The organism is Pseudomonas sp. Tun-23181 (assembly GCF_057415455.1).
Window position 1 is genome coordinate 3,168,500 of record NZ_CM171630.1, and the last position, 12,841, is coordinate 3,181,340.

General features: G+C 64.4%; 11 protein-coding genes. 2 read left to right on the forward strand and 9 right to left on the reverse strand.

What is annotated here, in order from left to right; genetic code table 11:
* Nucleotides 1–258: 258 nt before the first annotated feature.
* The gene (locus ACDI39_RS15100) at nucleotides 259–642 is read left to right on the forward strand and encodes an RHS repeat-associated core domain-containing protein (RefSeq protein ID WP_486538994.1); all 384 of its coding nucleotides are present in this window, start codon (nucleotides 259–261) and stop codon (nucleotides 640–642) included.
* A gap of 123 nt (nucleotides 643–765) precedes the next feature.
* On the opposite strand, the gene ACDI39_RS15105 is transcribed toward ACDI39_RS15100, so the two are convergent.
* From ACDI39_RS15105 to ACDI39_RS15135, 7 genes are all read right to left on the reverse strand, one after another.
* On the reverse strand, nucleotides 766–2,070 hold the full coding sequence (locus ACDI39_RS15105; RefSeq protein WP_010793081.1) for an IS1380-like element ISPa33 family transposase: 1,305 nt from the start codon (nucleotides 2,068–2,070) through the stop codon (nucleotides 766–768).
* Between the two features lie 503 nt (nucleotides 2,071–2,573).
* Entirely contained in the window at nucleotides 2,574–3,431 is an 858-nt protein-coding gene (gene purU / locus ACDI39_RS15110) for a formyltetrahydrofolate deformylase (RefSeq protein ID WP_225786519.1), read from the reverse strand.
* 11 nt (nucleotides 3,432–3,442) lie between these two features.
* Nucleotides 3,443–4,075 carry a sarcosine oxidase subunit gamma gene (locus tag ACDI39_RS15115; protein ID WP_225786520.1) on the reverse strand — a complete coding sequence of 211 codons (633 nt, stop codon included), beginning with the start codon at nucleotides 4,073–4,075 and terminating at the stop codon, nucleotides 3,443–3,445.
* A 177-nt stretch (nucleotides 4,076–4,252) separates the two neighbouring features.
* The gene (locus ACDI39_RS15120) at nucleotides 4,253–7,270 is read right to left on the reverse strand and encodes a sarcosine oxidase subunit alpha (protein WP_225786521.1); all 3,018 of its coding nucleotides are present in this window, start codon (nucleotides 7,268–7,270) and stop codon (nucleotides 4,253–4,255) included.
* Nucleotides 7,267–7,602 (reverse strand): sarcosine oxidase subunit delta, encoded by a 336-nt coding sequence (locus tag ACDI39_RS15125; RefSeq protein WP_225786522.1) that lies wholly within the window; start codon nucleotides 7,600–7,602, stop codon nucleotides 7,267–7,269. The genes ACDI39_RS15120 and ACDI39_RS15125 overlap by 4 nt, the downstream gene beginning before the upstream one ends.
* Before the next feature lie 15 nt (nucleotides 7,603–7,617).
* Nucleotides 7,618–8,868 (reverse strand): sarcosine oxidase subunit beta family protein, encoded by a 1,251-nt coding sequence (locus tag ACDI39_RS15130; RefSeq protein WP_225786523.1) that lies wholly within the window; start codon nucleotides 8,866–8,868, stop codon nucleotides 7,618–7,620.
* A 15-nt stretch (nucleotides 8,869–8,883) separates the two neighbouring features.
* Nucleotides 8,884–10,137 carry a serine hydroxymethyltransferase gene (locus ACDI39_RS15135; RefSeq protein ID WP_225786524.1) on the reverse strand — a complete coding sequence of 418 codons (1,254 nt, stop codon included), beginning with the start codon at nucleotides 10,135–10,137 and terminating at the stop codon, nucleotides 8,884–8,886.
* A 269-nt stretch (nucleotides 10,138–10,406) separates the two neighbouring features.
* On the opposite strand from ACDI39_RS15135, the gene ACDI39_RS15140 reads away from it, so the two are divergent.
* Nucleotides 10,407–11,447, forward strand: a complete 1,041-nt coding sequence (locus ACDI39_RS15140) for a threonine aldolase family protein (RefSeq protein ID WP_225786525.1) — start codon at nucleotides 10,407–10,409, stop codon at nucleotides 11,445–11,447.
* A gap of 238 nt (nucleotides 11,448–11,685) precedes the next feature.
* Here the strand turns inward: ACDI39_RS15140 and ACDI39_RS15145 are convergent, their stop codons facing one another.
* Both ACDI39_RS15145 and ACDI39_RS15150 read right to left on the reverse strand, forming a co-directional pair.
* Entirely contained in the window at nucleotides 11,686–11,874 is a 189-nt protein-coding gene (locus tag ACDI39_RS15145; RefSeq protein ID WP_225786526.1) for a hypothetical protein, read from the reverse strand.
* A gap of 116 nt (nucleotides 11,875–11,990) precedes the next feature.
* On the reverse strand, nucleotides 11,991–12,728 hold the full coding sequence (locus ACDI39_RS15150; RefSeq protein WP_410901278.1) for a methyl-accepting chemotaxis protein: 738 nt from the start codon (nucleotides 12,726–12,728) through the stop codon (nucleotides 11,991–11,993).
* Nucleotides 12,729–12,841: the final 113 nt, after the last annotated feature.

Genomic DNA, 12,841 nt, shown 5'->3' on the forward strand with positions numbered 1-12,841 from the left:
AGATCGAATACTGGTGCTAACGTACATCGTGCTTTGCCGGAGGCCTGAGGAATGAGCGCTGAAGTAACCGAACTCATTTTTTATCAGAGGAACTCGCTTGCACTCATCCTCAGCCAGGTGCATCAATACTCATTTTTCAGAACGCCCGATTTTCCATTAGCGCTTCGACACCCTAACGTGACGCAAGAGACAGCGCTGCTGGCAATAGATGCCAGTACTTCCGTGTTGCAATACCTAGGGCCACACGCCACAACGACGATGGTCTATGCACCCCACGGACACTGTGCATTTTCTAGAGCCGAACCAAGATTGGCTGCTTTCAATGGCGAGTGGTTGGACCGTTGGTCAGAAACGTATTTACTGGGCAATGGACATCGGGCCTACAGCCCAAGATTGATGCGTTTCCTCTCCGCCGATACATACAGCCCTTTCGGCAAAGGGGGTGTAAATTCATATAGCTACTGCAATGGCGACCCCGTGAACAGGAATGATCCAACTGGGCACGTGGGCGTCCCCATTCGGAATCGCGGACACCGGACGCCACCCAGGCCATCGCCAAGACCTCGCAGCCAACAAAGAAAAATAAACATTCCTCAACAGCTAGCCCGGATTTCTCATGAGGCCGGCAGGCGTGGCCGGTGAAGCCTCGGCGTATCAACAACCTGCCTTCCACCGCTAAAAATTGATCGTTTTTTATTCAATTCCCGCGTATGGGGCGCACTGCCCCCTTTCCCCCATTGAGCCGGGCCGGGGGCGCCCGCCTGTTCAGGTCGGCTTGAGGCGGGCAACCAGCCCCGCAAAGAGTTCCTGATGCGGATAGGCCTCGCTGATCAGCACGCGGATGCGCCGGCTGTTGCGAATGATCACCGCACCGATCTTGAGCAGTTTCAAGCGCAGGTTATGGATGCTCATGCGCGCCAATGCGGTGCCCTGGAGATGATCGCGTAGCCGTTCGAACAGCACATAGGCAAAGGCCGACAGCATCAGCCGCCACTGGTTGGTCCACCAGCGTGGGCTGGAGGTGCGGTCGGCGAACAGATCCAACTGTTGGTCCTTGATCCGATTCTCCATGTCGCCACGGCCGCAGTAGTCTTCGTAGTACTGCTGGGCAGCATCCTCGGCAAAGCGGGACACGACGATGAAGCGTGGATTGGCACCCTGCTCGCCATGTTCCAGGCGCGACACGACCAGGCGGCGCCTACGCCAACTACCGGCCTGATAGAGGAAGCGATACACGCCGGACATCTTCTGCCCGGTTTCTTGGTAGGCCTCGGCGACCGCTTGCATGGCCGGCGCCGCCATCCGCTGCAGGCGGGTGTTGCGGGCCAGACCCACCACATAATCCACCTGCTTGCGGTCACACCAGTCGAGCATGCGATGTCGGCAAAAACCGCCGTCACCGCGGAACACGATGCGGGTCTCTGGCCAGAAGCGGCGAATGAACTTGACCAGCAGTGCCAGGATGGCCCAACTGTGTCGGGCGCCATCGATGTTGCTCGGGCGCAAATAGCTCACCAGCAGATGGCGACCACAGAACACATAGAGCGGCAGGAAGCAGTAATGGTCGTAATAGCCATGGAAGAAGCGCCCTTCCTGATCTCCATGCACCGGCACATCGGTCGCATCGAAGTCGAGCACGATCTCAGCCGGCGCCTGGTCATGCTGGGCGATGAAGTGCTCCCACAGCAGGCGATGGGCTTGCACCACCGTTTCGCGATCGGCTTGCTGTTCCAGGCGCCCCAGAGTGGATTTGCCGGCCAGCGGTTGCAGGCGGTTGACCGCAGTCTGCAGCGCGTAGTCATGGCGCAGGCCGTCATGATCGTTGAGATCCTCGTAGCCGGCGGCCAGTGCATAGATACGCTGGGCGAGCAGTGTCTGCAGTCCATGCTGGACACGCCCAGGATCACGCCGATCGGGAACGATTTTGGCCAGGCGGCGGGTCAAGCCATGTTGCCGGTCGACCTCGCGCAGCAGCAACAAGCCCGCATCCGAGGTGATGTGACCACCGGTGAAAGAGGCCTCGACGAGGCGGCGAGAGAGGGGTGAAAAGTGGAGTTTTTCTGGTAGCATTTTGTGCGCGGCTGAAGACTTATGGGGCTTTGTTTGGCGACAAGAATCATAAGGCTTTCAGCCGTTTTTGTTTATGCGGTCATGAGAAATCCGGGCTAGCCTCACATGAAGAAAACTTATTCTTCAATGTAATGGACCGCCTCCCCGGGAATGACATTCAACGCTTGGCGGTCGCCATACCAGAGCTGGAACCGCTCATTGCTCAAAGGTCCATGCGCAATCTTGGTCGGTTCATGAATTCGAAAGAATTCGAGGGGCTGGCCCCCTCACCGAAGGGACCACGCCTGGCATCCGGCCGCTGGAAGCACGTCAGCGGTTGGAAAGCCAGATAGCCGCGAGAATCGAAACAGCACCCGATCCTGTGCGCGCTTATCTGAACACGTTCAATCTGGCGGAGCGTAAGATCACGCCCCCGCCAAATCAGTCCCGGGACAATATCCGTCAGTAACACGCCGGCGCGTAGCCGAGGATATGGCGAAGCTGGTAATTGACCCCACCTCCCACTACAGCACCACGGTCCGATTGGCGTTCAGGAACACCCGCCGCTCGATGTGATAGCCCACCGCCCGCGCCAGGGTCAGGCATTCGATGTCCCGCCCCTTGGCGATCAAATCCTCGGGGTAGTGGCTGTGGTCCACGGTCTCGACGCCCTGGGCGATGATCGGCCCTTCGTCGAGGTCGTTGTTGATGTAGTGGGCGGTGGCGCCGACCATCTTCACGCCCTTGTTGTAAGCCTGGTGGTAGGGCTTGGCACCCTTGAAGCCCGGCAGCAGGGAGTGGTGGATGTTGATCGCCCAGCCATCCAGGCGCCGGCACAGCTCGGGCGAAAGCACCTGCATGTAGCGGGCGAGGATCACCAGCTCGGCGCCAGTCTCCTCGATCACCTGGAGCACCTTGCGCTCCTGGGCGGGCTTGTCCTTGGGGTCGAGGGCGAAGTGGTAATAGGGAATCTTGTGCCAGTGGGCCAGGGGCTCGAGGTCGGGGTGGTTGGAGATCACCGCGACCACGTCCATGGCCAGCTGGCCGATGCGCTGGCGGTACAGCAGGTCGTTCAGGCAATGGTCAGCCTTGGACACCATGATCACCACCTTGGGGCGGTGATTCGGCGCGGTCAGCTCGAACGTCATGCCGAACGCATCGCTGCGCTCGGCAAGGCCTGCACGGAAACCGGCCTCGTCGAAGTCGTCCGGCTGGCGGAACTCGACGCGGATGAAGAACCGCCCCGACAGCCGGTCGTCGAAGGAGTGATGCTCCGTGACGTAGCAACGCTGCTCGAAGAGGTAGCGGGTGACCACGTCGACGGTGCCGAGCATGCTCGGGCAGTCGGCGGTGAGGATCCAGGTGTCCGGTGCCCGACTCATGCGTATTCTCCTTATGCCTCGATCGCCAGGCCGTACTCGGCCGAAGCGTCCTGCAGCCACAGCCACCAGTAGTCGGCGAAGCTGCGGCGGATCACCAGCTCCCAGGTGTCTTCGGCTGTGCGGCGGATCACCAGTTGCGACTTGGCGAACACGGTGCCGACGGCCTTGCCGACCGGGAAGTTGTTCGGGTGCACATCATAGCTGGTGGACTTCATCAGCACCTCGCGCACATTGGGACCGCGCAGCTCGAGCAGGGTCTGCCCGCCGCTGACGTTGACCACCTGGACATGCTGGCCCTCGAGGGCTGCGCGCAGTTTCTGCTCGACGGCGAACTCCTGGCCGCCGGGAACGATCAGCAGCCACTCGTCCGGGCCCATCCACTGCAACGACATCTGCTCGTTGGCGACCACGGTCAGGGCCACCGGCAGCTCCAGGCCCAGGGCCTTGTGCACACCGCTGGCGAAGGCCGGGTCGTGGCCATCGCCACGAATGGTCAGGTGGCCGAGGAATTTCTTCTCGCGCAGGGTCACGCCTGCGTTCTTGCGGCCCTTGCCGACCAGGCTGGCCAGGTCGGCGTGGTGCAGTGGCGACTCGGCCCGCGCGTCGGCGCCGGGGTTTTGCTGGAAGACGTTGATAGCGCTCATTTCTTACCTGCCTTGAATTCTTGTTCGTCGAAACGATGAGCCTCTGAGGTGGATGTTCTGGCCCTATCGCTGGCACGCCAGCGCCCACAGGTACAGCATCGCCCCTCGGCCTGCATCGATCCTGTGGGAGCCGGCTTGCCGGCGATGGGGCCAGCAGGCTCACCACAGGGCTCGGAGTCAAACGTTCTGCCGCTCACCCTTCGGATCGAAGAACACCGAAGACACGATCTCCGCCTCGATCACGCTGCCGTCTGCCTGCGGCGAGTACACCCGCTCGCCCATGCGCTTGAGGCCGCCCTTGACCACGCCCATGGCGAACGAATAGCCCAGGGAGTTGGCCTTGTAGCTGGAGGTGACGTGGCCGACCATGTCCATCGGGATCGGCTGCTTCGGATCGAACACCAACTGGGCACCCTCGGGCAGCCACACGTTCGGGTCGACCGGCTTGAGGCCCACCAGTTGCTTGCGGTTCTCGCGCACGCAGTCCTCGCGGTTCATGCCGCGCAGGCCGATCCAGGAGAACGGCTTGTTGCGCCCGACGCACCAGCTCATGTTGAGGTCGTCCGGGGTCATCGAGCCGTCGGTGTCCTGGCCAACGATGATGAAGCCCTTCTCGGCCCGCAGCACGTGCATGGTCTCGGTGCCGTACGGGGTCAGGTTGTACTGTTTGCCCGCCTCGACGATCTGCTCCAGCACGCCCATGGCGTAGTTGGCTTGCACGTTGATCTCGTACGACAGCTCACCGGTGAACGAGATACGGAACACCCGCGCCGGCACGCCGCCGACCAGGCCTTCCTTCCAGCTCATGAACGGGAAGGCTTCCTTGTCCAGGTCGATGTCGGTCAGCTCGGCCAGCAGCTTGCGGCTGTTGGGGCCGGACAGGGTCATGGTCGCCCAGTGGTCGGTGACCGAGGTGAAGTACACCTTCAGTTCCGGCCATTCGGTCTGGTGGTACAGCTCCAGCCACTGCAGCACGCGAGCCGCGCCGCCGGTGGTGGTGGTCATGATGAAGTGGTTGTCGCCGACGCAGGCGGTCACGCCGTCGTCGAAGACCATGCCGTCTTCCTTGCACATCAGGCCGTAGCGGGCCTTGCCCACGTCGAGCTTGGTCCAGGCGTTGGTGTACACGCGGTTGAGGAACTCGCGGGCATCCGGGCCCTGGATGTCGATCTTGCCCAGGGTCGAGGCGTCGAGCAGGCCGACGCTGTCACGCACGGCCTTGCACTCGCGGGCCACGGCGGCGTGGATGTCCTCGCCCGGCTTGGGGAAGTACCACGGACGCTTCCACTGGCCGACGTCCTCGAACTCGGCGCCGTTTTTCACGTGCCAGGCATGCAGGGCGGTGAAGCGCACAGGCTCGAACAGGTGGCCGCAGTGCCGGCCCGCTACCGCGCCGAAGGTCACCGGCGTGTAGTTGGGGCGGAACATGGTGGTACCCATTTCCGGGATGCTGATGCCCAGCGAACGGGCGGCGATGGCCAGGCCGTTGATGTTGCCCAGCTTGCCCTGGTCGGTACCGAAGCCCAGCGCGGTGTAGCGCTTGACGTGCTCGACCGACTCGAAGCCTTCGCGGGTGGCCAGCTCGATACCGGCGGCGGTAACGTCGTTCTGCTGGTCGACGAACTGCTTGGGCGCACGGTTGGTGCCCTTGTCGTGGGGCACCTGGAACAGCGCCACGGTGGCCTCTTCCTTGCGCGCCACGGTTTTTGGCAGGGTGCCGACGGTGGCCTTGAAGCCGGCCTCGGTCGCCGCCTGGACACCACCCTCGAAACCATCGGCGATCACGTCGCCGAGTGCGTAGACGCCATTGACGCCGCCGACACACACACGTTTCTGCGGTGCATCGCCCGGCACGAAGCCGAGGATGTCTTCACGCCACACCGGGCGGCCGCCCAGGTGCGAAGCCAGGTGGACAATAGGGCTGTAGCCGCCGGAGGTGGCGATCAGGTCGCACTCGAGCACTTCGCCTGGGCTTGTGACCTTGTGCGCCTGCACGTCGATGGCGGCCACGCGGGCGCCGGTCACGTGCTTGCTGCCACGGGCCTCGATCACCGCACTGGAGGTCAGGATGCGGATACCCTTGGCACGCGCTTCCTCGACCAGCGAGCCACGTGGGTTATGGCGGGCGTCGGCGATGGCGACCACCTGCAGGCCGGCGTCGTGCCAGTCCAGGGCGGCGCGGTAGGCGTGGTCGTTGTTGGTCGACAGCACCAGCTTGCGGCCCGGGGCCACGCCATAGCGGCGCACGTAGGTGGAAACGGCGCCTGCCAGCATGTTGCCCGGCACATCGTTGTTGCCATACACCAGCGGACGCTCGTGGGCGCCGGCGGCCAGCACCACGCGCTTGGCGCGAACGCGATGCACACGGTGGCGTACCTGGCCGATCGGGGCGCGGTCGCCGAGGTGGTCGGTCAGGCGCTCGTGGATGGTCAGGAAGTTGTGGTCGTGGTAACCGTTGACCGTGGCACGCGGCAGCAGGGTCACTTCCGGCAGGCCTTCCAGCTCGGCGACCACCGCAGCCACCCATTCGGCCGCAGGCTTGCCGTCGAGGGTCTCGCGGCTGTCGAGCAGGCTGCCACCGAACTCTTCCTGTTCGTCGGCGAGGATCACGCGGGCACCGCTGCGTGCCGCGGCCAGGGCGGCAGCCAGGCCGGCAGGGCCAGCACCGACGATCAGCACGTCGCAGTGCTGGTTCATGTAGTCGTAGCTGTCCGGATCGTTCTGCAGCGGCGCACGGCCCAGGCCTGCCGCCTTGCGGATGTACTTCTCGTAGGTCATCCAGAACGACTTGGGATACATGAAGGTCTTGTAGTAGAACCCGGGCGGCATCATGCTGCCGCCGACCTTGCCGATGATGCCCATGACGTCGTTGTTGACGTTCGGCCAGCCGTTGGTGCTGGTGGCCACCAGGCCTGCGTACAGTGCCTGTTGGGTGGCACGCACGTTGGGGATCTGGGTGGCTTCGCTGGAGCCGACCTGCAGGATGGCGTTCGGCTCTTCGGTACCGGCGGCGATGATGCCGCGCGGACGCGAGTACTTGAAGCTGCGGCCGACGATGTCGACACCGTTGGCCAGCAATGCGGCGGCCAAGGTGTCACCGGCATAGCCCTGGTAGGTCTTGCCGTTGAAGGTGAAGTTCAGGACCTTGCTGCGATCGATGCGACCGCCGCTGGCGAGGCGATAGGTCTGGCTCATACTTTTTCCCCTTGGCCTTTGACGGTCGACGGTGCGTTGCTCGGCTTGCCGCTGGCGGTCACCTGCGGCTGCTCGCCGATCTTGTAGGTTTCCAGGATCTCGTAGGTCACGGTGTCACGGGTGACGTTGAAGTACTGGCGGCAACCGGCGACGTGGTCCCACAGCTCGTGGTGAATGCCGCGCGGGTTGTCACGGAAGAACATGTAGGTGCCCCACTCCTCGTCGGAGCAGGCGGCCGGGTCCAGCGGGCGGGCGATGTGTGCCTGGCCAGAGGCGTGGAACTCTTCTTCGGAGCGCAGCTCGCCGCAGTGGGGACAGAAGATTTGCAACATGACGATTGTCTCCGATTAGTGGGCGACGGCCGCAGCGCCGTGTTCGTCGATCAGCGCGCCGTTGTAGAAACGGTCGATGGAGAAAGGTGCGGCCAGCGGGTGCATCTCGCCCTTGGCCAGGCTCGCGGCGAAGACGTTGCCCGAGCCCGGGGTAGCCTTGAAGCCGCCCGTGCCCCAACCGCAGTTGAAGAACATGTTCTTGACCGGGGTCTTGGAGATGATTGGGCAGGCGTCCGGGGTGGTGTCGACGATGCCGCCCCACTGCCGGTTCATGCGTACGCGCGAGAGGTTCGGGAACATCTCGACGATCGCCTGCAGGGTGTGCTCGATGATCGGGTAGGAGCCGCGCTGGCCGTAGCCGACCCAGCCGTCGATACCGGCGCCGATGACCAGGTCGCCCTTGTCCGACTGGCTGATGTAGCCGTGGACGGCGTTGGACATGATCACGCTGTCGATGATCGGCTTGATCGGCTCGGACACCAGCGCCTGCAGCGGGTGCGATTCGAGCGGCAGGCGAAAGCCTGCCAGGCGCGCCATGTGCCCGGAGTTACCGGCGGTGACCACACCGACGCGCTTGGCGCCGATGAAGCCCTTGTTGGTTTCCACGCCGATCACCGCGCCGTTTTCCTTACGGAAACCAATGACCTCGGTCTGCTGGATCAGGTCCACGCCCAGGGCGTCGGCGGCACGGGCGAAGCCCCAGGCCACGGCGTCGTGGCGGGCCACGCCGCCACGGCGCTGCACGGTGGCGCCGAGGATCGGGTAGCGGGTGTTCTTCGAGCAATCCAGGTACGGGATCTCTGCCGCCACCTGGGCGGTGTTCAGCAGTTCACCGTCCACGCCGTTGAGGCGGTTGGCACTGACCCGGCGCTCGGAGTCACGCATGTCCTGCAGGGTGTGGCACAGGTTGTAGACCCCACGCTGGGAGAACATCACGTTGTAGTTGAGGTCCTGGGACAGGCCCTCCCACAGCTTCATGGCGTGCTCGTACAGGTGCGCCGACTCGTCCCACAGGTAGTTGGAACGCACGATGGTGGTGTTGCGGGCGGTGTTGCCGCCGCCCAGCCAGCCTTTCTCGACCACGGCCACGTTGGTGATGCCGTGCTCCTTGGCCAGGTAGTAGGCCGTGGCCAGGCCATGGCCGCCACCGCCGACGATGACCACGTCGTAGACCTTCTTAGGCGTTGGCGTGCGCCACATGCGCTGCCAGTTCTCGTGGTGGCTGAGGGAGTGCTTGAAGAGGCCGAAGCCTGAATAACGTTGCATGGTTGGTTACTCCACTCAGCGGTAGACCGGGAAGTCGGCGCACAGGGCCGCGACGTTCTTGGCGACATCGGCTTCGACGTCGGCGTCGCCCAGGTTGTCCAGCACGTCGCAGATCCAGCCGGCCAGGGCCACGCACTGGGCGACCTTGAAGCCACGGGTGGTGACGGCCGGGGTGCCGATGCGCAGGCCCGAGGTGACGAACGGCGACTGCGGGTCGTTGGGCACGGCGTTCTTGTTGACGGTGATGTGGGCGCGACCGAGGGCGGCGTCGGCGTCCTTGCCGGTCAGGCCCTGGCGGATCAGGCTGACCAGGAACAGGTGGTTGTCGGTGCCGCCGGAGACCACGTCGTAGCCGCGCTCGACGAAGACCTGGGCCATGGCCTGGGCGTTGTCGATGACCTGCTGCTGGTAGGCCTTGAATTCAGGCTCCAGGGCTTCCTTGAAGCACACGGCCTTGGCGGCGATGACGTGCATCAGCGGGCCGCCCTGGGCGCCCGGGAACACGGCAGCGTTGAGCTTCTTCTCGATCTCTTCGTTGGACTTGGCCAGGATCAGGCCGCCTCGCGGGCCACGCAGGGTCTTGTGGGTGGTGGTGGTGACCACGTCGGCGAACGGGATCGGGTTGGGGTACAGGCCAGCGGCGACCAGGCCGGCGACGTGGGCCATGTCGACGAACAGCAGCGCCCCGACCTTGTCGGCGATTTCACGGAAGCGCGGGAAGTCGAGGGTCTTGGAGTAGGCGGAGAAGCCGGCGACGATCATCTTCGGCTTGTGCTCGACGGCCAGGCGCTCGACTTCGTCGTAGTCGATCAGGCCGGTGTTGGTATCGATGCCGTACTGCACGGCGTTGTACAGCTTGCCCGAGGAGGACACCTTGGCGCCGTGGGTCAGGTGGCCGCCGTGGGCCAGGCTCATGCCCAGGATGGTGTCGCCGGCCTGCAGCAGGGCCAGGTACACCGCGGCGTTGGCCGAGGAGCCGGAGTGCGGCTGGACGTTGGCGTAGTCGGCACCGAACAGTTGCTTGGCGCGGTCGATGGCCAGTTGCTCGACCTTGTCGACGTGCTCGCAGCCACCGTAGTAGCGCTTGCCCGGGTAGCCTTCGGCGTATTTGTTGGTCAGGCCGCTGCCCTGGGCCTGCATCACGCGCTTGCTGGTGTAGTTCTCCGAGGCGATCAGCTCGATGTGATCTTCCTGGCGCTGTTCTTCGGCATTCATCGCCGCCAGCAGTGCGTCGTCGTAACCCTGGATCTGGTCTTGCTTGCTGAACATCTTGTTGTCTCCTGGCAGCGATCGTTTCTTGTCTGATGAGGGTCTTCTCACCCTTTGCGGCGATGTTATGACCGGGACGGGGGACCCAGATGCCTGCGCACGCCTTGCAATGGCGCGTTTACGACATTCGCCACCGGCCTGTGCGATGGCCCCGCCCCGTGCAATCTTCTTCGCGGGCAGGCCTGGCACCACCAGGGACCAGCTTGTATAGGCATCTTCCGAAGCGATGGTTTAGAGTGCTGGTCTGCGTCGTTCACAGGACAGGTGTCATGACAGACAACAGCCAACAATTCGCCAGCGACAACTATTCCGGCATCTGCCCCGAAGCCTGGGCCGCGATGGAAAAGGCCAACCGCGGCCACGAGCGCGCCTATGGCGACGACCAATGGACCGAGCGCGCCGCCGACCATTTCCGCCAACTGTTCGAAACCGACTGCGAGGTGTTCTTCGCCTTCAACGGCACGGCAGCCAACTCCCTGGCCCTGGCCTCCCTGTGCCAGAGCTACCACAGCGTGATCTGCTCCGAGACGGCACACGTCGAGACCGACGAATGCGGCGCGCCGGAGTTCTTCTCCAACGGCTCCAAGCTGCTCACCGCGCGCAGCGTCGAGGGCAAGCTGACCCCGGACTCGATTCGCGAGGTGGCGCTCAAGCGCCAGGACATCCACTACCCCAAGCCGCGCGTGGTGACCATCACCCAGGCCACCGAGGTGGGCACGGTCTACCGCCCCGACGAGCTCAAGGCGATCAGCAGCACCTGCAAGGCGCTGGGCCTGAACCTGCACATGGACGGTGCGCGCTTCTCCAATGCCTGCGCCTTCCTGGGCTGCTCGCCGGCGGAGCTGACCTGGAAGGCCGGCGTCGACGTGCTGTGCTTCGGCGGCACCAAGAACGGCATGGCGGTGGGCGAGGCGATCCTGTTCTTCAACCGTGCCCTGGCCGACGATTTCGACTACCGCTGCAAGCAGGCGGGGCAACTGGCGTCGAAGATGCGTTTCCTCTCCGCGCCCTGGGTCGGGCTGCTGGAGGATGGCGCCTGGTTGCGCCATGGCGTGCATGCCAATCATTGCGCGCAGTTGCTCGCCGCGCTGGTGAGTGACCTGCCGGATGTGGAGCTGATGTTCCCGGTGGAAGCCAACGGGGTGTTCCTGCAAATGCCGGAGCCGGCGCTGGAGGCCCTGCGGGCCAAGGGCTGGCGCTTCTATACCTTCATCGGCAGCGGTGGGGCGCGGTTCATGTGCTCGTGGGATACCCAGGAGGCGCGGGTGCGGGAGCTGGCGGCGGATATCCGCGCGATCTTCGGCGCCTGATCGATGGCCGGGAGGGCTTCGCTCAATGCCGGCCAGTTAAGACTTTCAGTTGTCATTTGGGGCCGCTTCGCGCCCCATCGCCGGCAAGCCGGCTCCCACACTGTCCGTGCAAAACGCATCATGTGGGGTCGCCGCGGTCCCTGTGGGAGCCGGCTTGCCGGCGATGGGCTGCAAGGCAGCCCCAAAAATGACAAAGCGCCGCTTAACTAACTGGCATCGGGGCTTCGCCCTTCGGGCCTCAGAGCCTGAACCCACCCATCTGCCGCGCCAGGTCATCGGCCAGCCCGCGCAACGCCTGGCACTGTTCCCGGCACGCTTGCACTTCGGCCGCCGGCTCCCGGGCCAGGTCGGAAATCCCCTGCACGGTACGGTTGATCTCCTCGGTCACCGCCGACTGCTCCCACATGGCCCCTGCAAACCGCATCATGTGTGGTCGCCGCGGTCCCTGTGGGAGCCGGCTTGCCGGCGATGGGCTGCAAGGCAGCCCCAAAAATGACAAAGCGCCGCTTAACTAACTGGCATCAGGGCTTCGCCCTTCGGGCCTCAGAGCCTGAACCCACCCATCTGCCGCGCCAGGTCATCGGCCAGTCCGCGCAACGCCTGGCACTGTTCCCGGCACGCTTGCACTTCGGCCGCCGTCTCCCGGGCCAGGTCGGAAATCCCCTGCACGGTACGGTTGATCTCCTCGGTCACCGCCGACTGCTCCTCGGTCGCCGTGGCCACCTGGTCGTTCATGTCGCTGATGTGCTCGACCTGATCGGTGATCGCCCCGAGCGAGGCTCCGGTACGCTGGCTGGCCTCCACGCCACTGCCGGTGGCCTGCTGCCCGGCCTGCATCGAGGCCACCGCGCTGCCGGCGCCCTGCTTGAGGCGCTGGATCATCTGCTGCACTTCATCGGTAGACACCTGGGTACGCCGCGCCAAGGTGCGCACCTCATCGGCCACCACCGCGAAACCGCGCCCCATCTCCCCGGCCCGCGCCGCCTCGATGGCAGCGTTGAGCGCCAGCAGGTTGGTTTGCTCTGAAATACTGCGGATCACCGCCAAGACCTCATCGATCGAGGCGACTTCGTCGGCCAACTGGCCAACCGCCGCTGCTGCCCGGCCGATCTCCCCGGACATACCCTCGATGTTGTCGATCGAGCGGCTCACCACCTCACGGGCCTGCAACGCCTCGTCGCGCGCCGCCTGCGAGGCATGGGCGGCATTGCCGGCGTTCTGCGCGATGTCCTGCACGGTCAGGCCCATCTCGTGCACGGCGGTGGCGACCATCTCGGTCATTGCCTGCTGGCGACCGGAGCGCTCGGCGGTGTTGTCCACCACCAAGGTCACCTGCTCCACCGAGCGGTGCAAGCGTTCGGTGGTGCGCAGCACCTCGCCGATCAAGGCCCGCT

Excerpts from the sequence above, each read along its gene's own strand:
- ACDI39_RS15100 (WP_486538994.1), top strand. The coding sequence starts at position 259 with ATGGTCTATGCACCCCACGGACACTGTGCATTTTCTAGAGCCGAACCA.
- ACDI39_RS15105 (WP_010793081.1), bottom strand. The coding sequence starts at position 2,070 with ATGCTACCAGAAAAACTCCACTTTTCACCCCTCTCTCGCCGCCTCGTC.
- purU (WP_225786519.1), bottom strand. The coding sequence starts at position 3,431 with ATGAGTCGGGCACCGGACACCTGGATCCTCACCGCCGACTGCCCGAGC.
- ACDI39_RS15115 (WP_225786520.1), bottom strand. The coding sequence starts at position 4,075 with ATGAGCGCTATCAACGTCTTCCAGCAAAACCCCGGCGCCGACGCGCGG.
- ACDI39_RS15120 (WP_225786521.1), bottom strand. The coding sequence starts at position 7,270 with ATGAGCCAGACCTATCGCCTCGCCAGCGGCGGTCGCATCGATCGCAGC.
- ACDI39_RS15125 (WP_225786522.1), bottom strand. The coding sequence starts at position 7,602 with ATGTTGCAAATCTTCTGTCCCCACTGCGGCGAGCTGCGCTCCGAAGAA.
- ACDI39_RS15130 (WP_225786523.1), bottom strand. The coding sequence starts at position 8,868 with ATGCAACGTTATTCAGGCTTCGGCCTCTTCAAGCACTCCCTCAGCCAC.
- ACDI39_RS15135 (WP_225786524.1), bottom strand. The coding sequence starts at position 10,137 with ATGTTCAGCAAGCAAGACCAGATCCAGGGTTACGACGACGCACTGCTG.
- ACDI39_RS15140 (WP_225786525.1), top strand. The coding sequence starts at position 10,407 with ATGACAGACAACAGCCAACAATTCGCCAGCGACAACTATTCCGGCATC.
- ACDI39_RS15145 (WP_225786526.1), bottom strand. The coding sequence starts at position 11,874 with ATGATGCGGTTTGCAGGGGCCATGTGGGAGCAGTCGGCGGTGACCGAG.
- ACDI39_RS15150 (WP_410901278.1), bottom strand. The coding sequence starts at position 12,728 with ATGACCGAGATGGTCGCCACCGCCGTGCACGAGATGGGCCTGACCGTG.